Below are 21,566 nucleotides of genomic sequence, written 5' to 3'. Positions count from 1 at the left end.
GCACCTTCGCCAAGCCCGGAAGGAGAAACCCATGGGACAGCGTACGCCTCTGTATGACCTGCATCTCGCCCTCGGCGCGAAAATGGTCGATTTTGGCGGTTGGGATATGCCTCTGCACTACGGCTCGCAAGTTGAAGAACACCACCAGGTGCGACGCGACTGCGGGGTGTTCGATGTATCTCATATGACCGTGATCGATGTCACCGGCCCCCAGGCCAAGGAATGGCTCCAGCGCCTGCTGGCCAATGATGTCGAACGTCTGCATGGCTGTGGCCGTGCGTTGTACAGCGCCATGCTCAACGAAAAGGGCGGCGTGGTGGACGACATGATTGTCTACCGTACCGAGGCCGCCTATCGGCTGGTGGTCAATGCCGCCACTCGCGACCAGGACATGGCCTGGATGCATGCGCAACTGGGCAATTACCAAGTGCAACTGCATGAGCGGCCTGAGTTGGCGATGCTGGCCATTCAAGGTCCCCACGCCCGGCAGAAGATCGCCGAGTTGGTCACCCAGTCTCGTGGCACGCTGATTCACCAGCTCAAGCCCTTCGAGGGCCAGGTTGATGGCGATTGGTTTATCGCGCGTACGGGTTATACCGGGGAAGATGGCCTGGAGATTGTCTTGCCGGCTGATCAGGCGCCGGGTTTTTTCAACGACCTGGTGGGCGCTGGTATTTCACCCATTGGTCTCGGCGCCCGCGATACGCTGCGTCTCGAAGCCGGTATGAACCTGTACGGCCAGGACATCCACCAGAGCGTTTCGCCCTTGGCTTCGAACATGGCCTGGAGTATCGCCTGGGAGCCTGCCGAGCGTCATTTCATTGGCCGCGCTGCGCTGGAAGCGGAAAAAGCAGCCGGCGTGCAGTTCAAACTGGTCGGGCTGGTACTGGAAGAACGCGGGGTTTTACGCGCTCACCAGGTGGTTCGTATCGCCAATATTGGCGAAGGGGAGATCACCAGTGGTAGTTTCTCTCCTACGCTGAGCAAATCCATTGCCCTGGCGCGTGTACCGACGGCAACCGCTGATCGGGCCGAAGTGGAAATCCGCGGCAAGTGGTACCCGGTTCGAGTGGTCAAACCGACCTTCGTGCGCCATGGCAAAACCTTGATCTAACCTATTTCCGGCAGGCCGAAGGCCGCTGACATTACTTCTTGAGGACACAGACTATGAGCGATATCCCTGCCGACCTGCGTTTCGCCGAAAGCCACGAATGGGCGCGCCTGGAAGCTGACGGCACTGTGACCGTCGGTATCTCCGACCACGCTCAGGAAGCGTTGGGTGATGTGGTGTTTGTTGAATTGGCCGAAGTTGGCGCTCAGTTTGACGCTGCGGGCCAAGCGGGCGTGGTTGAGTCGGTGAAGGCCGCCTCGGATATCTACGCTCCGATTGCGGGCGAAGTGATTGCCGTCAACGAAGAACTGAGCGGTAGCCCCGAGCTGCTCAACTCCGACCCGTACGGCGCGTGGATCTTCAAGCTCAAGCCTGGCAACCCGGCTGACCTGGAAAAACTGCTGGATGCTGCTGGCTACAAAGCCGCCATCGGCGAGTGATCCTGTTGCGGGAGCCGGTTATCCGGCTCCCGCAATGTGTTTCAGCGCTGTAGAACCGCCTTCACCGCTGCCACCGAGCGCTCCACATCCGCCTCAGTCATCGCCGTAAACATCGGCAGTGACACGATCAAACGCCCCACCTTCTCCGCCACCGGAAACATACCTTCCTTGAACCCCTGCGCCCGATAAAGGCTCAGCAGGTGGATCGGCGGATAGTGATAGCCAATGCCGACCCCGTGGGCCTGCATCTGCTCCATGAAGGTGGCGCGGGCCGGTAGGCCGTCGTGGCGCTCCGGCAGTACCAACTGGAACAGGTGCCAGTTGCTATTTTCGAAATCAGCCGGCGGCAGCTGTGCGCCGTATTGCTCTTCGAAATCACTGCCAAAGCATTTGAAATAGTGGCGCGCCAGGTGCTGGCGGTGTGCGGTGATCTTCTCGATATGGGCAAATTGCCCCAGGCCAATGGCGGCGGCGATGTCGGTCATATTGAACTTGCCGCCCAGCACGTCCACGTCCAGACCATCGAAGCCGCTGCGGGTAACGCCTTGCAGGCGGTACTTCTCTGCCAGCCGCGCTTCCTCGGCGTTGTTCAACACCAGGCAACCGCCTTCGGAAGAGGTGATGTTCTTGTTGGCCTGGAAGCTGAACGACACGAAATCCCCAGTGGCGCCGATACGTTCGCCATCCCAGCTGGAACCCAGCGCCTGCGCTGCGTCCTCGACGATGCGCAGGTTGTACTTGTTGGCCAGTGCATACAGCATCGGCATGTCCAAGGGCAGGCCGGCCAGGTACACCGGGATGATCGCCTTGGTGCGCGGGGTGATGGCAGCCTCCACCTGTACCAGGTCGAGATTGCGGGTCACCGGGTCAATATCGGCAAACACCGGTGTGGCACCCACTTCCAGGATCACGTTGGCCGTGGCCACCCAGGAGATCGGCGTGGTGATGACTTCATCGCCTGGCCCGATACCGGCAATGCGCAAGGCAATCTCCATGGTGCAGGTGCCCGAGTTGAACGTGCGCACCGGCCGTCCGCCAAAGTATTCCGACAACTGCGCTTCGAAGGCCTGCACTTTCGGCCCGCTGGTAATCCAGCCCGAACGCAGTACATCGCCGACCGCGGAGATGGTGGCTTCATCAATGGTGGGTTTGGAAAACGGCAGGAAGGGCTGTTGGCTCATGACGACGAAGGCATCCGTTTCAGATTGGCGATGAGTAAGCGAGGTATCAGTACCGGCATGGTTGCACGGCTTGACTGAATATAGCCTGTCGCCTGTGAATGAATCGTCACCGTCCGGTTAAAAAATGCCGCTTCGAAAGCGGCATTTCCTACTGGGTTTCAGAAGGAATAGCGCGCCTCCAGAAACACATTCTGTTCCTTGAGCGTACCTTTGAGTTGCTCATCCCGAGCGTTCACACGGTTTGCGAAAGTGTTGTAGCCGGTTTCAACATCGCCCATTGCGATGTAACGATAGCCGGCACCCAGCGTGATTTGCTCACTGACCTTGGCCTCCAGCCCCATGCCTACGCTGTAGGCGAAATGATGCTGGCGGTTGCTGGCGAAACGACGGGTCTCATTGGTTTGATAGCCCTCGGCTTCAATGCGTGCGACGCCCACCCCGGCCATGCCGTAGAACGACAACCATGGGTTGATCGGGATGTCTTTATAGCCATTGAGCATCAAGCGTTGGCTCTGGACATGCAGGCTGTTGACGTTGGCATTGAAGGGGGCCCAGTGGGATTTGAATGTCGAGTTGTTCGGCATGGTGTATTCCCCTTCGAGGCGCCAGCCATTGTCAAAGGCATAGCCCGCGGCGAAAGAGGCCACAAATGACTTGCTGCTATCCGGGGCGTCCACCCTGTCAGTGACGCGTGGGCTGGTCAGCAGCGAGCTGGAGAGATTCTGGCGAGCGCTGTTGATTTTGGCTGATCCGTACCAGCTTTCCGCTTGTGCGTAAGGGGTGGCAAATGCAGAGAGCAGCAGTGCGTAGGCAAGCGTGTGCATGGGCAGTGGTTCGCTTTATTTAAAAAGGAACCCTTAGCTTGTTGCCTGGCAGGGTGAGGCTCGACAGGACTTCTCCGTGTTCACTTGGGAAAGCAGGGATGCTTATGTAGTAATCAGCGGCGATGACCGTAGGAATTGAAGACAAAAAAATGCCGCTGTCAAAAGCGGCATTTTTTATCGAGCCCGAGTTATTCGGTGACGGCGTTTTTCGCGAGGATGGCGTTGGCCAGCTCCATGTCCGTGGCCTGCAGGCCAGGGTTATCGGCGCGGACTTTCTGCATCGCGGCTTCCAGGTACGGGCCACGGATGCCGCCGTCGCTGGCAACAAAGCTGCCTGCGTCATCTTGCGCGGCAACCACCAGCTTGTGGTCTTTGAAGGTCAGGTACGTCGAGCCGGTAGTGGCGCCCGACGAGATGACATTGCGCCAGAAACTGTCGGCCATGGCTGAACCGACAGGGAGGGAAAGCACAGCGAGGGTTGCGACAGCATATTTGAGACGCATGATGGGTGACTCCGGGTGGGTTATCTGTAGTTTATGATTGTAGTTAGGCCAATCGAGTTCCATCACTGACTAAACAGTTTCAACCTTTAACACCACGCCTTCCTGGCCAACCACCCGTACTTGAGCGCCTACGGGGCTGTCCGGGCCGGTCACCATCCACACGCCATCGCCGACCTTTACCTTGCCCCGGCCATCTACAATCGCCTGATGCACCACGAAGGTGCGGCCGATCAGCTCCGAGCCACGCTCGTTCAAGCCTGGCTGGTCACTGGCCTTGGCGCTGCTGCGTTGGCGCTTCCACCAATACACCGCTGTCAGGATCGACAACACGGCAAACAGCAGGAGTTGCCATTCCAGCCCAAGAGGCGGCACCAGGAACTTGATCACACCCACGGCGGCCGCTGCGATACCCATCCACAACAGGTAACCACCGGCGCCAAACACTTCAAGAATCAACAGCACGGTACCCAGTGCCAGCCAATCCCAGAACGACAGATGCTGCAGGAAATCCCACATGGCGATGGCCTCAGCCTTTCTTGTTGTCGAACGTCGCCTTGACGATCTCGCCGATACCGCCGACCGCGCCGATGACTTGGCTGGCTTCCAGCGGCATCAGGATGACCTTGCTGTTGTTGGCCGAAGCCAGCTTGCCCAGGGCATCGATGTATTTCTGCGCGACGAAGTAATTGACCGCCTGCACGTTGCCCGATGCGATCGCCTCGGACACGACCTGGGTGGCACGGGCTTCCGCTTCGGCCTGACGTTCGCGGGCCTCGGACTCAAGGAACGCCGCTTGGCGGCTACCTTCAGCCTCAAGGATCTGCGCCTGCTTCTTGCCTTCGGCAGTCAGGATCGCCGAGGCGCGCAGGCCTTCGGCTTCGAGGATTTGCGCACGCTTGATCCGCTCGGCTTTCATCTGGCCCGACATGGCGGCCATCAGGTCGGCCGGCGGGCTGATGTCCTTGATCTCGATACGGGTGATCTTGATGCCCCAAGGTGCCGTGGCTTCGTCCACGGTTTTCAGCAGTTTTTCGTTGATGCCGTCACGCTGGCTGAGCATGGCATCCAGCTCCATGGAGCCGAGCACGGTACGGATGTTGGTTTGCAGCAGGTTGCGGATGGCATGTTCGAGGTTGTTGACCTCGTAGGCGGCCTGGGCCGTGTTGACCACCTGGAAGAAGCACACGGCGTCGATCTGCACGGTGGCGTTGTCGGCGGTGATGACTTCCTGGGGCGGGATGTCCAGCACGCTTTCCATCACGTTGATCTTGCGGCCGATGCGGTCCATGACCGGGATGATGATGTTCAGGCCAGGCTTGAGGGTGTTGGTGTAGCGGCCGAAACGCTCGACCGTCCATTGGTAACCCTGGGGGACGACCTTGAAGCCCATGAACAGGATGGCGATGGCCAAGCCCACGAAAAGAAGCAGTACGGTTCCGATCTGCATAGCGATTCCCTATCTGATGGTGTCAGTGAAACGACGTTCGGCCGATTGTAACGGTGTTGTCACCGATAAGAACGGTTTCACCGCGTAACAAACAAAGGATTTGTTACCGAATCCCCAGGGGTCACCCGCAATACCTCCGTCAGGGTGGTCAGCCCTGCCTGGACCTTTTGCACGCCAGCCATGCGCAGGCTGCACATACCTTGTGCCACCGCCGCCTGACGCAGCGCCTGCACGTCGGCGCCGGGCGTGATCAGCGTCTTCAGTGCTTCGTTCAACACCATGATTTCGTATACGCCGGCGCGTCCCCGATAACCGCTGTTTCTACATTCAACGCACCCCACGGCCTCATGCACGTCACCCCGTGCACGCTTGCAGTGGGGGCACAAAACCCGCACCAAGCGCTGCGCCATCACGCCCAGTAGCGTTGCTTTGATCAAATAATGAGCAACTCCCAGTTCCTGCAAGCGGCTGATGGCACTGGGTGCATCGTTGGTATGCAGGGTCGACAGCACCAAGTGTCCGGTCAACGCGGCTTGGATCGCCATTTCAGCGGTTTCCTGGTCGCGAATCTCGCCGATCATGATGATGTCCGGGTCCTGGCGCAGCAGGGCGCGGATGCCGCTGGCAAAGGTCAGGTCGATGTTGTGCTGCACCTGCATCTGGTTGAATGCCGGCTCGACCATCTCGACCGGGTCTTCCACGGTGCACAGGTTGACCTCCCGGGTCGCCAGTTGCCTGAGCGTCGTGTAGAGGGTGCTGGTCTTGCCCGAACCGGTAGGGCCGGTGACCAGGATGATGCCATTGGTCTGGCTGGTCATGACGTGCCAGCGCTGTTGGTCATCAGCAGACAAGCCCAACTGGTCAAAGCCTTTGAGCAACACCTGCGGGTCGAAGATCCGCATCACCAGCTTCTCGCCAAACGCCGTGGGCAAGGTGGAAAGGCGCAGCTCCACTTCCGCGCCTGTCGGGCTTTTGGTCTTGACCCGGCCGTCCTGGGGCCGACGCTTTTCCGCCACGTTCATACGGCCCAGGCTTTTCAGGCGGCTGACCACCGCCATCGTGACCTGGGGCGGAAACTGATAGACGTCATGCAGCAGCCCGTCGATACGAAAGCGTACCCGGCCCTGTTCGCGGCACGGCTCTATGTGGATATCACTGGCACGCTGTGCGAAGGCGTACTGCAACAACCAGTCGACGATGTTGACGATATGCGCGTCATTGGCATCCGGCTCTTGCTCGCTGGCGCCGAGGTTGAGCAATTCGACGTGGCCAGGCGCCGCGACCCTTTGGTCGGCACCGCTGACGGATTTGGCCAGCCGGTAAAACTCGCCGATGCAGCGCGCGATGTCCTGCGGGTTGGCCACCACGCGTTTGATCGAACGCTTGAGCACCTGCGCCAGCCCGGCTTCCCAGCTGGTGATGTGGGGTTGGGCGCTGGCGACAGTGACGGTCTGCGCGTCCACCGCCACCGCGAGAATGGCATGACGTTGGGCGAACGCGTGAGACATCAGCGGCACCACGGCTGCCACATCGATCTTCAACGGGTCGATACGCAGATAGGGTTGCCCGGCATGCTGGGCAAGCCATTCGGTCAGGGTTTCCAGGTTGGGGCCTTGGGCTGCGATGCTCTCCAGGGGATGCTGGCTGTTGCTGGCCGGCAGCGCCGACAAGCGCTGCGCCACTTCGGGTGTGATCAGGCGCCCGTCGACCAAAGCCGGCAACAGCTGATGCAGTTCCAATCGTTGATCAACAAGCATGAAGGTTTTCCTGGGGCAATGGGTGTAAAACCCAGGCTAGTCAGCCTCTGAATATCCACCTCCCAGCGTGTATTGCAGGTTTTTACTGCGCAACGGCCATCACCGCCTGAGGCCCCGCCGAATCAGCCGACCACACGTCCAGCGAGCACACGCTGATCAGGTTTCGAATCTTTTCACCGATCACCTGGGCGCGGTGCCAGCTCAAGCCATCCGTCAGGATATCGATGTTCAGCAGGTCATCTTCCCTGTTCACCGTGACCTGTCGCGGCGTGAGAAATTGCAGGGCGAAATAGTTGAGTACCCGGCACAACACATCCGGTTCCGCCTCGGCGACGATGCGGTAATGCGCCTGGCAGTGGGCACTGTTGACGGCCCACGCATCGGCGCGGGTTACAGGGTGGGTGGTTTCGATGGCGTGCATGCTGGCTCTCCAGATTCGACTGGAGAAATTTTTACATTCGCTCGCGGAGATTTCTTATCTAAGATGAGCCTTTTGTGCGATTAATCGAATCGTACAATTCAAGATAGGCACAATAAAGGGTATTTATATGCACAGCCAGTTAGACGCCTACGACCGCCGTATCCTGGCCCTGTTGCAAGAAGACGCCTCGCTCTCCAGCGCGCAGATCGCCGAACAGGTCGGCCTGTCTCAATCGCCGTGCTGGCGACGGATCCAACGGCTCAAGGAAGAGGGCGTGATTCGCGGTCAAGTGACCTTGTTGGACCGCAAGAAGATCGGCCTCAACACGCAGATTTTCGCCGAGGTGAAACTCAACGCCCACGGTCGCTCCAACTTCACCGAGTTCACCGACGCGATTCGCGGGTTTCCGGAAGTGCTGGAGTGTTATGTGCTGATGGGGGCGGTGGATTTTCTGCTGCGTATCGTCACCTCGGACATCGAGGCCTATGAGCGGTTTTTCTTTGAAAAGCTGTCGATGGTGCCGGGGATTCAGGAAGTTAATTCGATTGTGGCGTTGTCGGAGATCAAATCCACGACCAGCCTGCCGGTCTTGCGCTGACCGGACCGGCCTCATCGGGAGCAAGCTCCCTCCCACATTTGGAATGCATTTCAAATGTGGGAGGGGCTTGCTCCCGATGGCGATCTTACAGACGCAGCAACATCTTCCACGCACGGTTCTGGTACACCGCAATCGCCTGATGCATCCGCGCGTCCAGCGACTCGTCGGTGATCGGCTGGTTGGCCAGTTGCACCAACTTGTTCAGCTCGCCGTACAGGCGGTCCAGTTCCGGAATATCCACCACCTGGCGCGCATGGTGCAGCCAGGCCTGGATGCGTTCGATGCGCGGCAGCTGCTCAGCCAGGTCTTCCGGCTGTTGCTGGTAGCGCGGCAGTTGCAGGGCGACGGCATCGTCGGCCAGCAGGCGTGGCAGCCAGTTGGTGATTTGCGCAGCGCCCTGGCGGTTGCCGCGTACGTTGCGGTCGGCGGTCCAGGTGCGGGCCAGCAGCCAGCGCGAAGCGTTCAGTGAGAACAGGCCCCAACGCACGTCGTCCAATTCTGCGATGAACTGTTCCGGTGCGGCTTTGCGAATGTCTTCGTCGTCATCACCGGCTTGCACCAGCGGGCGCCAGTCTTCCAGCAGGGCGTCGAGTGCGCTGCGCAGTTCGCTGGTGGATTGGCGCGGTGCCGCCTGACCGAGGCTACCGATCAGGGCGCGCAGTTCGCCGAGGTTGTCGACCCAGTCCTGCAGCAGGCGCCAGTGGCCATTAAAACGGTATTGCTCGGCCAGGCGCTGGCTGCTGCCAAGCAAGTGCCACATGATCGCGGCGAAGGCGTCGTCCAGCGGCATTTCGGCCGGCAGTTGCGGCGCCGGCAGGCTCAAGGAGTAGCTGCTGGCGTCGTACAGGCGATAGCCACGCTCGGCTTTGCTGATGTCGCATGGCATCAAGGCAAGGGTGGCGGCCAGTTCGGCGGCGAGTTCCAGCAGGGCAGCCGGTTCGCCTTCGCGCAGTTCCAGTTCCAGCTCACAGATTTCTTCTTTCTGCTTGCCGACCACCACATGGCCCAGGTCCAGGGCGGCTTCGATGACCACCTTGGCCTTGCCACGGCCCCAGGCGATTTCGGCGCGTTCACGCACGAAGTCGGTGGTGAAGATCGGCTTGAGGGTCTTTTTGTCCAGCTCGGCCAACTGCTCTGGCCAGCATTCGCCGTCGAGCTTCTTCACGTCGAGCTTGGCTTTGGGCAGTTCCCAGTTGTATTCGTTACGTTCCGACAGGCCGGCGACGCTCTGGCCACGGGTCTTGAGGGTCTGGATGATGTCGTCACCGTCCTTGCGCAGGCGCAGGGCGACTTTGGCCTGGGCCAGGTCGCGCTCGGGGGTGTCGAAGTATTGGTTCATCAACTCACGGCGTTCCCAGCCACTTTTGTTGCGTTTTTTCAGTAGCGGGTGCTCACGCAGCGCGGCGAGTGTTTCGCGGCTGACGCGGAGCTTGATTTCGGTTTCTTTCTGCATGGCCGGAAAATCCAGGATCGGGAGCGCAGCCGGGGAAAAGTGTGGCTGCCAAGGTCGTGCAGTGTACAGGACTGAGCCCGGCAACGTGCCGCAACGGTTTATTGTGTTGTGCAGATGCCTCTATAGTGAGGTTCATCCGGGAAGTTGAGAGACCGCGCATGCCGTTACCGTCCATGAAAGAGCAGTTCGCCGCACTGGTTGCCGCGCCTTCGGTCAGTTGCACCCAAGCGTCTCTCGACCAGACCAACCGCCCGGTGATCGATTTGCTTGCCAGCTGGCTGGGAGACCTGGGCTTCGCCATCGACATCCAACACGTCAGCCCCGGCAAGTTCAACCTGCTCGCCAGTTTTGGCAGCGGCCCCGGCGGCTTGGTGCTGGCGGGGCATAGCGACACCGTCCCTTATGACGCCGCGTTGTGGAAAACTGATCCGCTCAAACTGACGGAAGTCGACGGCCGCTGGGTAGGATTGGGCAGTTGCGACATGAAGGGCTTTTTCGCGCTGGCCATCGAAGCGGTATTGCCGCTGCTGGACCAACCGTTCAAGCAGCCACTGCTGATCCTCGCGACCTGCGATGAAGAAAGCTCGATGTCCGGCGCGCGCGCACTGGCCGAGGCGGGTCGCCCCCTGGGCCGTGCGGCCGTGATCGGCGAGCCCACCGGCCTCAAGCCGATCCGCCTGCACAAAGGCGTGATGATGGAGCGCATCGACATTCTTGGGCAAAGCGGCCACTCGTCGGACCCGCGCCTGGGTCACAGTGCCCTGGAAGCCATGCACGACGCCATTGGCGAACTGCGTGGTTTGCGCCTGGCCTGGCAGCGGGAGTACCGCAACCCGCAATTCAGTGTGCCCCAGCCGACCATGAACTTCGGTTGCATCCACGGCGGTGACAACCCCAACCGCATCTGCGGCCAATGCTCCCTGGAATTCGACCTGCGACCTTTGCCGGGCATGGATCCCGAAGTGCTGCGCGCGGCCATCCGGCAGAAGCTTGAACCCTTGGCCGAGCGCCATCAGGTCAAGATCGACTATGCGCCGCTGTTCCCCGAAGTGCCGCCGTTTGAGCAAGTCGAAGACGCCGAGCTGGTGCGGGTCGCGGAACGATTGACCGGTCATCGTGCCGAAGCAGTAGCGTTCGGCACCGAAGCGCCTTATCTTCAGCGCCTTGGTTGTGAAACCCTGGTGCTCGGCCCCGGCGACATCGCCTGCGCCCACCAGCCGGGCGAGTACCTCGAAATGTCACGCTTGACGCCTACAGTGCGTCTATTGCGGGAACTGATCGAACATTACTGCCTGAAACCTGCATAAATTAACCCCTGCCTATTCGTACATAGAAGGAGAGTGAGCGTGTCGCCAAGCCTGTTCCGACGATAACCATCAGCCCGCTGTGCGTTTTCACGACTCATCCTTTTTCGGCTGCTTTTTATTACAGGCCCAGGTTCCATGCCCGAATACGTCAATTGGCTTCGTCACGCTTCGCCCTACATCAACGCTCACCGGGACTGCACCTTTGTGGTCATGCTGCCCGGCGATGGTGTGGAACATCCCAACTTCGGCAATATCGTCCACGACCTGGTGCTGCTCCACAGCCTCGGCGTGCGACTGGTGCTGGTGCACGGTTCGCGCCCACAGATTGAGGTGCGCCTTGAGGCGCGTGGCCTGACTCCGACTTACCACGAAGGCATGCGCATCACCGATGCCGCGACACTGGAGTGTGTGATCGACGCCGTCGGCCACTTGCGTATCGCCATCGAAGCACGCCTGTCGATGGACATGGCCTCGTCGCCGATGCAGGGCTCGCGCCTGCGCGTGACCAGCGGCAATTTCGTAACCGCACGTCCTATCGGCGTACTGGAAGGCGTGGACTACCACCACACCGGCGAAGTGCGTCGTGTCGACCGCAAGGGCATCAACCGCCTGCTGGACGAACGCTCCATCGTGCTGCTGTCGCCGCTGGGGTATTCACCGACCGGTGAGATCTTCAACCTGGCCTGCGAAGACGTCGCTACCCGCGCCGCCATCGACCTGGGCGCCGACAAGCTGCTGCTGTTTGGTGCCGACCTGGGCTTGATCGATGAAAACGGTCGCCTGGTGCGCGAGTTGCGCCCGCAACAAGTGCCGGCTCACCTGCAACGCCTGGGCAGCAGCAACTACCAGGCCGAGTTGCTGGATGCGGCCGCCGAGGCCTGTCGGGGCGGCGTAGGACGCAGCCATATCGTCAGCTACGCCGAAGACGGGGCCTTGCTCACCGAACTGTTCACACGGGACGGCGGCGGTACGCTGGTGGCCCAGGAGCAGTTCGAACTGGTGCGTGAAGCGGCGATTGAAGATGTCGGCGGCTTGCTCGACCTGATCAGCCCGCTGGAAGAGCAGGGCATCCTGGTGCGCCGTTCGCGCGAAGTGCTTGAGCGTGAGATCGAGCAGTTCAGCGTGGTGGAGCGCGAAGGCATGATCATCGCCTGTGCGGCGTTGTATCAGATCGCCGATTCGGACGCGGGTGAGTTGGCCTGCCTGGCGGTGAACCCGGAATACCGCCACGGCGCACGGGGTGATGTGTTGCTGGAGCGTATCCAGACCCGTGCGCGGGCGCAGGGGTTGAAGACCTTGTTCGTGCTTACCACGCGTACCGCGCACTGGTTCCGTGAGCGCGGCTTTGTGCCGAGCAGTGTGGACCGTCTGCCGTCGGCGCGGGCGTCGCTGTACAACTATCAGCGTAACTCGAAGATTTTCGAGAAGGCGCTCTAAACCCGATTTCGGGAACGACACAGGTGTGAAAATGTGGGAACGGCCTTGCTCGCTCCCACATTGTATCTGAGGTGTCTGGGCGTCCGGCAATCGGACGCTGGCCAGCAGTTCGGAAATGTCCGTAGTTTTTTAGGCTGTCAGTTTCGAGAATTATTGCGCTGTCACCCGAATACAGCGTCGATTTCGCTACGTTTCCACTCAGCGGCAATTTCTGCCGCGTTCAGGTTCAACACATTCACTTTCCGAGCATGCAGGCCCCAAGGCTTCAGCGTGCCGAGCTGGCTTTTATGAGAGGTTGAGAGGATCGGTGTGGCGATGGTTCTTCCGATCAGGTCCTGGGCTGCGACATTGTGGCCGCCGTTATGCACCGCTCATGCTTCAGAAGTATTGATCTGGGCCGATACTAACGATGCAACGAGGGGTAGATTTCGTGAAGCCGCTGCGGTATGCGATCGCAAATGGGCGGCTTTGACATCAAAAGAAAGAATTAGTGACACAAAAACTGTAACAAATTGACGGGAGGATATGCGTTTGGCCATGATGGCGTCGCGTTTTTGATCGTAGGTGACGTATGCAACCGTATGGCCACGCTATTCGATCTAAAAAGGCGTTAAGAAATACCTTTTAGGCATTAGCTAATGGAGCGGTTGGTCTACCCTGACCTGTCCGCGTCACGAAATGGCTTATTCCCAAATCGTATGAAAAAGAATGAAACAATTCTTTTTGGGTGTATGAAAAACTCATTACCCTGCAGGGACCAAATCAACTGCGGTTAGACGAAGGTAGTAGACACACAAGGTTACGATTGACTTGTCAGTCACTATGCGGTGCTAATCGCGCATCTGTGGATCGAGGGCGTTAGACCCGAGACCTAAGAAATACAAAAATTAGAAATGAGAGGAGCGGTACATGAAGAAGTCCACCTTGGCTTTGGCTGTAGCTTTGGGCGCAATCGCCCAGCAAGCAGGCGCTGCCGGTTTTATCGAAGACAGCAAGGCCACACTGGGTCTGCGTAACTTTTACATCAACACGGACAACCGTGATGACGCCACCAAAGCGGCTGGCGCGCAGAACAAGCAAGAAGAATGGGGTCAAGCCTTTGACCTGCGTTTCATCTCCGGTTACACCCAAGGCACCGTAGGTTTCGGTCTTGACGCTATCGGCCTGCTGGGCGTGCGCCTGGATTCGGGCGGCGGCACCAACGGCGCTACCCCAGCTTCGGCTGGCAACGCCGGGTCATACGGCGGCACGGTTTTCCCGAGCAAGTCCAATGGCGAAGCCGTTGATAACTACTCCAGCCTGGGTCTGACGGCTAAAGTCAAGATCTCCCAGACCGAGCTGAAGCTGGGTACCCTGCAGCCTAAGCTGCCTGTTATCGTGACCAACGATGGCCGTCTGCTGCCGCAAACCTTCCAGGGTGGCCAGATCACCACCAACGACATCAAGGACCTGACCCTGGTTGCCGGCCAGATCGAAAAGGCCAAGGGTCGTAACTCCAGCAACGTCGAGAACCTGTCTCTCGCAGGTGCCAACGGCCGTACCGCCGCGGGTCGCGACAGCAACAAGTTCGTGTATGCCGGTGGTGACTACAAGATCACCAAGGACCTGACTGCCCAGTACTACTACGGCAATCTGGACCAGTTCTACAAGCAACACTTCCTGGGCCTGCTGCACAACTGGGCAATCGGTCCTGGCGTGTTGAAAACCGACCTGCGCTACTTCAATAGCCGCGCGGATGGTTCCAACAGCAACGATGCGAACTACTTCACCAGCGGTGACTACGGTACTAACGCTGCCGGTGCCAATATCGTCAAAGGTAAAGTGGACAACAACCTGTACAGCGGCTTGTTCCTGTACTCGGTGGCAGGTCACACCTTCGGTGGTGGTTACCAAGTCAGCAATGGCGATAGCGACTTCCCATGGTTGAACCAAGGCGACGGTTCGTCGGCTTACCTGACCACTGACTCGCAAATCTCCAAGTTCGCCCGTGCAGGCGAGCGTACCTGGCAAGCTCGCTACGCTTATGACTTCGCCAAGGTTGGTGTACCCGGCTTGACCGCTGGTGTGGTTTACCTGCGTGGCGATAACATTGATACCCGTGGCCGAGTAGGTGTTGCTCAGACCCAAGTCAACTCCAATGGCGCGAACGAGTGGGAACGTGACATCACCGTTGCCTACGTCGTACCAGAAGGCACCTTCAAGAACGTCGGTGTCGCCTGGAAAAACGCTATGTGGCGCAACGACATTGCTGGTCAGCGCAATCAAGACGAAAACCGTGTGATCGTCAGCTACTCGCTGCCACTGCTGTAATAGCGTGAAGCTGTTGTAAGCCTGTAAAACCTTGCCCGGCGCAACACCGGGCAAGGTGTCTTACTTTTCAAGTCGGGCTCAACCCCCGCAAGCCCTTCCTGAACCCCTCTGTGTACAGCGTCTCAAGGCCTTCTCAAACCTTGAAATGGATGTTGCTCCTCGCACGTACGCCCGTCCAATGAACAGATTTTTAATATTCCTTTATCGTCTAGATAAATCGATATTTATTCTTTTTAAATAATCCACAATCCATGCACAGTGGGCTCCATAAGCACTCACCAGGAGCCACACCATGAGCCTAAGACTGGGCGATATCGCCCCCGACTTCGAACAGGATTCCAGCGCCGGCAAGATTCGTTTCCACGAATGGCTGGGCGATAGCTGGGGTGTGTTGTTTTCCCACCCAGCGGACTTCACGCCGGTGTGCACCACCGAGCTGGGTTTCACCGCCAAACTCAAGGATGAATTCGCCCAGCGTGGCGTCAAGGCCATCGCCCTGTCGGTGGACCCGGTGGACTCGCACCACAAGTGGATCGAAGACATCAACGAAACCCAGAACACTGTCGTCAACTTCCCGATCCTGGCCGACGCCGATCGCAAAGTGTCCGACCTGTATGACCTGATCCACCCCAACGCCAGTGACACGCTCACCGTGCGTTCCTTGTTCGTGATCGACCCGAACAAGAAGATCCGCCTGACCATCACCTACCCGGCCAGCACCGGGCGCAACTTCCACGAAATCCTGCGGGTGATTGACTCGTTGCAACTCACCGACAACCACAAGGTCGCCACGCCCGCCAACTGGCAGGACGGTGATGAAGTGGTGATCGTGCCGTCGCTCAAGGATGAAGAGGAAATCAAGAAGCGCTTTCCGAAGGGTTATCGCGCAGTGAAGCCGTACCTGCGACTCACCCCGCAACCCAATCGTTAACGCGGATATAGGCATCGGGGAAAAGCCCCCCTCCCGCCGTTGACCGCATTTCCCTGTGGGAGGGGGCTTGCCCCCGATGGCGTCAGTACATGCACCACAGAATTTGAGTTGTACCGAAACACATAGCAGGGGTTTTCAGGCCGTTTCGACGGCCTTTTTTTTCGCCTGGCGTTTAACCGCCCATATATGCATTTAAAGAATAAACAAATGAAAAAATAAGATTTAAAGATATATAAATCTGCTGATAAGGTCTGTTCCATCTTGGCGCCATCGCCACACAGCGAACCGCCGGCACTTGCTCAAGGAATTCCTGCATGTTGGTCGTAACACTTGGAGGCAGTCCCAGCCAGCGTTCCCGCTCCGGGGTGTTGCTGGATAAAACCCGTCAGTGGTTGCAAGACAAAGGCGTAGAAGTCGTGAGTTACCAGATACGGGACTTCCCGGCTGAGGACTTGCTGCATGCGCGCTTCGACAGCCCAAAGGTCATCGACCTGCTGCAACAAGTGGCTAACGCGGACGGTCTGGTGATCGCCACGCCGGTGTACAAGGCCTCGTTCTCCGGCGCGCTGAAGACGGTGCTGGACCTGCTGCCCGAGCGCGCCCTGGCCCACAAGATCGTGTTGCCGATGGCGACCGGCGGCAGCATCGCGCACATGTTGGCGGTGGATTACGCGCTGAAGCCGGTGTTGTCGGCGCTGAAAGCCCAGGAATTGCTCCACGGTATTTTTGCCGAAGACAGCCAGATCGCCTATGGCGAAGGCAGCGCCCAGGCGCAGCTGGTGCCGGTGCTTGAACACCGTTTGCACGAGGCCCTGGAAACGCTCTACGGCGCGATGGTCCGTCGCCCGAAACCGCTGGACCCCCATGTGTTGAATGAACGTTTGTTGAGTGCTCGCTGGAGCATCTGAGCCTTACCGGATTTTGTAGTACTCACCTTACTCAGCCGCTAACGGCCAAGCAGGTGCAGCCAACCCCCTCATCGCATTATTTGGAGAGAGCGCCATGCGCACTGTCATCTTGCGTCGTGGTCTGGTCGCACTGTTTGCTGCGGCTGTGTCCTTCGGCGCCATTGTTCAAGCTCAAGCCGCCGAGACCCTGCGTATCGGTTATCAGAAGTACGGCACGCTGGTGCTGCTCAAAGCCAAGGGTTCCCTGGAAAAACGCCTCGCGGCCCAGGGCGTCAATGTCCAATGGACCGAGTTTCCGGGCGGCCCGCAACTGCTTGAAGGCCTGAACGTCGGCTCCATCGACTTCGGCGTGACCGGCGAAACCCCGCCGGTATTCGCCCAGGCCGCCGGTGCCGACTTGCTCTACGTGGCCTACGAGCCGCCAGCGCCGACCAGCGAAGCGATCCTGGTGCCGAAAGATTCGCCGATCAAATCCGTGGCCGAACTCAAGGGCAAGAAAGTCGTGCTCAACAAAGGCTCCAACGTGCACTACCTGTTGGTACGTGCCCTGGAAGATGCCGGCCTGAAATACACCGACGTGCAGACCGTGTTCCTGCCGCCCGCCGATGCCCGTGCCGCCTTCGAGCGTGGCAGCGTGGACGCCTGGGTGATCTGGGACCCGTACCAGGCGGCCGCCGAGAAACAACTGCAGGCCCGCACCCTGCGTGACGGTACCGGCATCGCCGACAACCATCAGTTCTATCTGGCCACCAAGCCATACGCTGAAAAACACCCTGAGGTGCTCAAGGCTCTGATCGAAGAAGTGCGCGCCGTGGGCGAGTGGTCCAAGGCCAACCCTCAGGAAGTGACTGAACAAGTGGCGCCGCTGCTCGGCCTGCCGGCAGACATCACCCTGACCTCGGTGAAGCGCCAAGGCTACGGCGCACTGTTCCTGACCTCGGAAGTGGTGGCGGCCCAGCAGAAAATTGCCGACAGCTTCTACCAACTCAAATTGATCCCCAAGCCCTTGAGCATCAAGGACGTGATCTGGGCGCCACCCGCCGCCGTGGCTAAAGCGCCGTAATCCGACTTCTTCAGGAGACAACTCCATGAGCCTCAATATTTTCTGGTTCCTGCCTACCCACGGCGACGGCCATTACCTTGGCACCGCCGAAGGCGCTCGCGCCGTTGACCACGGTTACCTGCAGCAAGTGGCCCAGGCCGCTGATCGCCTGGGTTTCGGCGGGGTGCTGATCCCGACCGGGCGTTCGTGCGAAGACTCGTGGCTGGTGGCCGCTTCGCTGATCCCGGTGACCCAGCGTTTGAAATTCCTCGTCGCGCTGCGCCCTGGGATCATTTCCCCGACGGTGGCGGCGCGTCAGGCCGCGACCCTCGACCGCCTGTCCGGCGGTCGTGCGTTGTTCAACCTGGTCACCGGTGGTGATCCGGAAGAATTGGCCGGCGACGGTCTGTTCCTCAGCCACGAGGAGCGTTACCAGGCCTCGGTGGAATTCACCCGTATCTGGCGCCGTGTGCTGGAAGGTGAAACCGTGGATTACGACGGCGAACACATCAGCGTTAAAGGCGCTAAGTTGCTTTACCCGCCGATCCAGCAACCGCGTCCGCCGTTGTACTTCGGTGGTTCCTCCGAAGCGGCCCAGGACCTGGCAGCCGAACAGGTGGAAATGGTCCTGACCTGGGGTGAGCCACCGGCCGCTGTCGCGGAAAAAATCGCACAGGTGCGGGCCAAGGCCGCGAAGCTGGGGCGCACGGTGCGCTTTGGTATTCGCCTGCATGTGATCGTGCGCGAAACCAACGATGAAGCGTGGAAAGCCGCCGACAAACTGATCTCCCACCTGGACGACGACACCATCGCCCGTGCCCAGGCCTCCCTGGCGCGCTTCGATTCCGTTGGCCAGCAACGAATGGCGGCCTTGCATGGCGGCAATCGCGACAACCTCGAGGTCAGCCCTAACCTGTGGGCCGGCGTCGGCCTGGTGCGCGGCGGTGCGGGCACCGCGCTGGTAGGCGATGGCCCAACCGTCGCGGCACGCGTGAAGGAATACGCAGCACTGGGCATCGACACCTTTATCTTCTCCGGTTATCCACACCTGGAAGAGTCGTATCGGGTGGCTGAGCTGTTGTTCCCCCACTTGGATATCGAACGTCCCGAGCTGCCGAAAAGCGCCGGGTACGTGAGCCCGTTCGGCGAAATGGTCGCCAACGACATCCTTCCTAAAGCTGCGTCACAGAGCTGAGGTGGCGCCATGAATTTTGAAAAGTTAAGCCACCGCGTCGCACCCTGGGTGCTGCCGGTGTTGTTGCTGGCGGTGTGGCAGTTGTCGGTGTCGGCGGGTTGGTTGTCGACGCGTATTCTGCCGGCGCCCAGCGCCGTGATTGCAGCCGGCGTCCACCTGGTGGCCAGCGGCGAAATCTGGACCCACCTGGCCATCAGCGGCTGGCGCGCGGGCCTGGGTTTTGTGATCGGCGGCAGCATCGGCCTGGCCCTGGGTTTTATCACCGGCCTGTCGACGTGGGGCGAACGCCTGCTGGACAGCTCGGTGCAGATGATCCGCAACGTGCCACACCTGGCGTTGATTCCGCTGGTGATCCTGTGGTTTGGCATCGACGAGACGGCGAAGATTTTCCTGGTCGCGCTCGGCACGCTGTTCCCGATCTACCTCAACACGTACCACGGCATTCGCAACGTCGACCCGGCACTGGTGGAAATGTCGCGCAGCTACGGCTTGTCCGGGTTCAGCCTGTTCCGCCAGGTGATCCTGCCGGGCGCGCTGCCGTCGATCCTGGTGGGCGTGCGGTTTGCCCTGGGCTTTATGTGGTTGACGCTGATTGTGGCGGAAACCATTTCCGCCAGCTCCGGCATCGGTTACCTGGCGATGAATGCGCGTGAATTCCTGCAAACCGACGTGGTGGTGTTGGCCATCGTCATGTACGCCATCCTCGGCAAGCTCGCCGATCTGGCCGCTCGCGGTCTGGAGCGGGTGTGGCTGCGCTGGCACCCGGCGTATCAAGTGAATAAAGGAGGTGCGGCATGACAGCTCAACAACCCCCGCGCCTGCTCAAGGGCATCCCCCTGGCGGTACGCAAGTTGCGCAAGGCCTTTGGCGCGCGCGAAGTGCTCAAGGACATCGACCTGCACATTCCAGCCGGCCAATTCGTGGCGGTGGTCGGTCGCAGTGGTTGCGGCAAAAGTACCTTGCTGCGCCTGCTGGCCGGCCTGGACAAAGCCAGCGGCGGTGAGCTGCTCGCCGGTTCTGCACCGCTAAGCGAAGCCATTGAAGACACGCGGCTGATGTTCCAGGAAGCGCGCCTGCTGCCGTGGAAAAAGATCATCGACAACGTCGGCCTGGGCCTTAAAGGCAACTGGCGCCCCAAAGCGTTGGAAGCCCTTGAAGCGGTCGGCCTGGCCGAGCGTGCCAATGAATGGCCGGCGGCGCTGTCCGGCGGGCAGAAGCAACGCGTGGCCCTGGCCCGTGCGCTGATTCACCAACCGCGCTTGCTGCTGCTCGATGAACCGCTGGGCGCGCTGGATGCCCTGACCCGCATCGAGATGCAGCAACTGATCGAAAACCTCTGGCAGAAGCACGGTTTCACCGTGTTGCTGGTGACCCACGACGTCAGCGAAGCCGTGGCCATTGCCGACCGGGTGATCCTGATCGAAGACGGCGAAATCGGCCTCGACCTCATCGTCGACCTGCCGCGCCCACGTGCCCGGGGCTCACATCGCCTGGCCGCGCTGGAAGCCGAAGTGCTCAACCGTGTGTTGTCGTTACCCGGCACGCCGCCGGAACCCGAACCTGTTTCACCGCTGCCTACGCAATTGCGTTGGGCTCAATAACTCACTTGTCCCATGAAGGAAGAACAACATGACTATTAAAGCCATCAACGTGCGTAACCAGTTCAAAGGCACCATCAAGGAAATCGTCGAAGGCGACGTGCTGTCGGAAATCGACGTACAGACCGCGTCCGGCATCGTCACTTCCGTGATCACCACCCGCTCGGTCAAAGAGCTGGAGTTGGTGATTGGCAGCGAAGTGATCGCCTTCGTGAAGTCCACCGAGGTGTCGATTGCCAAGTTGTGATCGCGCCTGAGGCCGCCATCGGGGGCAAGCCCCCTCCCACCTTTTGAATGTATTCACAGATCAAAATGTGGGAGGGGGCTTGCCCCCGATGAGGCCGGCCCAGCCACCACACTACTCAGCGCTTGGGCAGGTACGCCGGCAAATAAAGCCCCACATACGCATCAAACACCCGCATCCCTTCCTCCGCCATGCGTGGCGTGATCAGCCCATGCTGATGCACCGAGCGCGCATACACGCGATCGCTCAGTTCCAGCGCCAGGGCAAACACGTCGACATCGCTGGGCAGTGTCGGCACCTCGAAGTGGCGATTGAACACGTCCAGCATCAAGTTCCCCAATTCCAGATCATGCTGGCGATCCGCCTGGGTGACCTCGGTCAGCCCGTGCTGGGCCAGGATCAACTGGCGTGCAGCGGCGTCCTCGTCGTAGATCGCGAGCATGCGTTGCTCGACGATGTAGGACAGATCACGCCAGTGCTTGAGTGAGTCGTGCTCGATGGGCGCCTGAATAGCCGCCCGGAATGCTGCGTGCACATCTGCTGTCAGCGCTTCCAGCAACGCGGGCACGCTGGCGAAAAAGTGATACACCGACGACGGCGGGATCTGCGCCCGTTCGGCCACGCTGTAGATCGACAAACCGGCCACGCCTTCGGCGGCCAGCAAGGTGCGGGCGGCGTCGAGGATCGCGTCGATCCGGGCCTGGCTACGGGCGCGGGGTTTGCGAGGGGTGGCGGGGCGGGTGGTCATGGAAGTCTCCTACAAGGCAGCGGGCATTGTATGAGCAGGAAGGTTTGTTGTCTGCCAAACCGCCATCGGGAGCAAGCCCCCTCCCACATTCGACCGAGTTCCAACATTAGA

At 59.9% G+C, this 21,566-nt stretch carries 22 protein-coding genes and 1 pseudogene; 13 read left to right on the top strand and 10 right to left on the bottom strand.

The annotated features are described in order from the left end of the window. Positions 1-31: 31 nt before the first annotated feature. Entirely contained in the window at positions 32-1,114 is a 1,083-nt protein-coding gene (gene gcvT / locus AO064_RS19755; RefSeq protein WP_064054371.1) for a glycine cleavage system aminomethyltransferase GcvT, read from the top strand. Between the two features lie 53 nt (positions 1,115-1,167). Continuing rightward, positions 1,168-1,551, top strand: a complete 384-nt coding sequence (gene gcvH, locus AO064_RS19750; protein WP_015886436.1) for a glycine cleavage system protein GcvH — start codon at positions 1,168-1,170, stop codon at positions 1,549-1,551. Between the two features lie 41 nt (positions 1,552-1,592). Here gcvH and AO064_RS19745 read toward each other — a convergent pair whose 3' ends face one another. The 7 genes from AO064_RS19745 to AO064_RS19715 all read right to left on the bottom strand — a co-directional run bounded on the left by AO064_RS19745 (position 1,593) and on the right by AO064_RS19715 (position 7,684). Beyond that, positions 1,593-2,732: a DegT/DnrJ/EryC1/StrS family aminotransferase gene (locus AO064_RS19745; RefSeq protein WP_015886435.1), complete on the bottom strand. Its 1,140-nt coding sequence runs from the start codon at positions 2,730-2,732 to the stop codon at positions 1,593-1,595. A gap of 158 nt (positions 2,733-2,890) precedes the next feature. Beyond that, a complete protein-coding gene (locus AO064_RS19740; protein WP_064054370.1) occupies positions 2,891-3,556 on the bottom strand; it encodes an outer membrane protein in 666 nt (221 codons plus the stop codon). A gap of 188 nt (positions 3,557-3,744) precedes the next feature. After that, positions 3,745-4,059 carry a DUF2388 domain-containing protein gene (locus AO064_RS19735; RefSeq protein WP_003176799.1) on the bottom strand — a complete coding sequence of 105 codons (315 nt, stop codon included), beginning with the start codon at positions 4,057-4,059 and terminating at the stop codon, positions 3,745-3,747. A gap of 69 nt (positions 4,060-4,128) precedes the next feature. Then, a complete protein-coding gene (locus tag AO064_RS19730) occupies positions 4,129-4,575 on the bottom strand; it encodes an NfeD family protein (RefSeq protein WP_015886433.1) in 447 nt (148 codons plus the stop codon). 10 nt (positions 4,576-4,585) lie between these two features. Then, a complete protein-coding gene (locus AO064_RS19725) occupies positions 4,586-5,506 on the bottom strand; it encodes an SPFH domain-containing protein (RefSeq protein WP_010207363.1) in 921 nt (306 codons plus the stop codon). A gap of 77 nt (positions 5,507-5,583) precedes the next feature. Beyond that, positions 5,584-7,263 carry a GspE/PulE family protein gene (locus tag AO064_RS19720; RefSeq protein ID WP_064054369.1) on the bottom strand — a complete coding sequence of 560 codons (1,680 nt, stop codon included), beginning with the start codon at positions 7,261-7,263 and terminating at the stop codon, positions 5,584-5,586. Positions 7,264-7,345: 82 nt separating this feature from the next. Next, on the bottom strand, positions 7,346-7,684 hold the full coding sequence (locus tag AO064_RS19715) for a hypothetical protein (protein ID WP_064054368.1): 339 nt from the start codon (positions 7,682-7,684) through the stop codon (positions 7,346-7,348). Positions 7,685-7,811: 127 nt separating this feature from the next. Between AO064_RS19715 and AO064_RS19710 the strand changes: the two genes are divergently transcribed. Further along, positions 7,812-8,282: an Lrp/AsnC family transcriptional regulator gene (locus AO064_RS19710; RefSeq protein ID WP_015886430.1), complete on the top strand. Its 471-nt coding sequence runs from the start codon at positions 7,812-7,814 to the stop codon at positions 8,280-8,282. A gap of 85 nt (positions 8,283-8,367) precedes the next feature. Here the strand turns inward: AO064_RS19710 and AO064_RS19705 are convergent, their stop codons facing one another. Beyond that, positions 8,368-9,735, bottom strand: a complete 1,368-nt coding sequence (locus tag AO064_RS19705; RefSeq protein WP_064054367.1) for a CYTH domain-containing protein — start codon at positions 9,733-9,735, stop codon at positions 8,368-8,370. 158 nt (positions 9,736-9,893) lie between these two features. Here AO064_RS19705 and argE point away from each other — a divergent pair, with 158 nt between their 5' ends. Beyond that, the gene (argE, locus tag AO064_RS19700) at positions 9,894-11,042 is read left to right on the top strand and encodes an acetylornithine deacetylase (protein WP_046034906.1); all 1,149 of its coding nucleotides are present in this window, start codon (positions 9,894-9,896) and stop codon (positions 11,040-11,042) included. Positions 11,043-11,177: 135 nt separating this feature from the next. Continuing rightward, entirely contained in the window at positions 11,178-12,479 is a 1,302-nt protein-coding gene (argA, locus tag AO064_RS19695) for an amino-acid N-acetyltransferase (RefSeq protein ID WP_015886427.1), read from the top strand. A 167-nt stretch (positions 12,480-12,646) separates the two neighbouring features. Here argA and tauA read toward each other — a convergent pair. Next, positions 12,647-13,018 (bottom strand): annotated as a pseudogene (gene tauA / locus AO064_RS31315) (taurine ABC transporter substrate-binding protein); the annotation flags it as partial. Positions 13,019-13,388: 370 nt separating this feature from the next. On the opposite strand from tauA, the gene AO064_RS19685 reads away from it, so the two are divergent. The 8 genes from AO064_RS19685 to AO064_RS19650 all read left to right on the top strand — a co-directional run bounded on the left by AO064_RS19685 (position 13,389) and on the right by AO064_RS19650 (position 20,710). Beyond that, complete coding sequence (locus AO064_RS19685) at positions 13,389-14,789, top strand: OprD family porin (protein ID WP_064054365.1); 1,401 nt, start codon at positions 13,389-13,391, stop codon at positions 14,787-14,789. A gap of 292 nt (positions 14,790-15,081) precedes the next feature. After that, complete coding sequence (locus tag AO064_RS19680; protein WP_015886425.1) at positions 15,082-15,720, top strand: peroxiredoxin; 639 nt, start codon at positions 15,082-15,084, stop codon at positions 15,718-15,720. Positions 15,721-16,034: 314 nt separating this feature from the next. Next, positions 16,035-16,628 carry an NADPH-dependent FMN reductase gene (gene ssuE / locus AO064_RS19675; RefSeq protein WP_064054364.1) on the top strand — a complete coding sequence of 198 codons (594 nt, stop codon included), beginning with the start codon at positions 16,035-16,037 and terminating at the stop codon, positions 16,626-16,628. A 94-nt stretch (positions 16,629-16,722) separates the two neighbouring features. Then, a complete protein-coding gene (locus AO064_RS19670; RefSeq protein WP_064054363.1) occupies positions 16,723-17,691 on the top strand; it encodes a sulfonate ABC transporter substrate-binding protein in 969 nt (322 codons plus the stop codon). Positions 17,692-17,716: 25 nt separating this feature from the next. Beyond that, positions 17,717-18,865: an FMNH2-dependent alkanesulfonate monooxygenase gene (ssuD, locus tag AO064_RS19665; RefSeq protein WP_015886422.1), complete on the top strand. Its 1,149-nt coding sequence runs from the start codon at positions 17,717-17,719 to the stop codon at positions 18,863-18,865. 9 nt (positions 18,866-18,874) lie between these two features. Beyond that, the gene (gene ssuC / locus AO064_RS19660; protein WP_064054362.1) at positions 18,875-19,663 is read left to right on the top strand and encodes an aliphatic sulfonate ABC transporter permease SsuC; all 789 of its coding nucleotides are present in this window, start codon (positions 18,875-18,877) and stop codon (positions 19,661-19,663) included. Next, positions 19,660-20,466: an aliphatic sulfonates ABC transporter ATP-binding protein gene (gene ssuB, locus AO064_RS19655; protein ID WP_015886420.1), complete on the top strand. Its 807-nt coding sequence runs from the start codon at positions 19,660-19,662 to the stop codon at positions 20,464-20,466. Before ssuC ends, ssuB begins: the two co-directional genes overlap by 4 nt. A gap of 28 nt (positions 20,467-20,494) precedes the next feature. Then, positions 20,495-20,710 (top strand): TOBE domain-containing protein, encoded by a 216-nt coding sequence (locus AO064_RS19650; RefSeq protein WP_003213899.1) that lies wholly within the window; start codon positions 20,495-20,497, stop codon positions 20,708-20,710. A gap of 115 nt (positions 20,711-20,825) precedes the next feature. On the opposite strand, the gene AO064_RS19645 is transcribed toward AO064_RS19650, so the two are convergent. Next, the gene (locus AO064_RS19645) at positions 20,826-21,455 is read right to left on the bottom strand and encodes a TetR/AcrR family transcriptional regulator (protein ID WP_046034907.1); all 630 of its coding nucleotides are present in this window, start codon (positions 21,453-21,455) and stop codon (positions 20,826-20,828) included. Positions 21,456-21,566 lie beyond the last annotated feature (111 nt).

Origin of the sequence: Pseudomonas marginalis, from assembly GCF_001645105.1 — a bacterium.
Classification (GTDB): Bacteria; Pseudomonadota; Gammaproteobacteria; order Pseudomonadales; family Pseudomonadaceae; genus Aquipseudomonas; species Aquipseudomonas petroselini.
The sequence above is the reverse complement of the archived record's forward strand: the minus strand, read 5'-3'. Positions and strand labels throughout refer to the sequence as shown.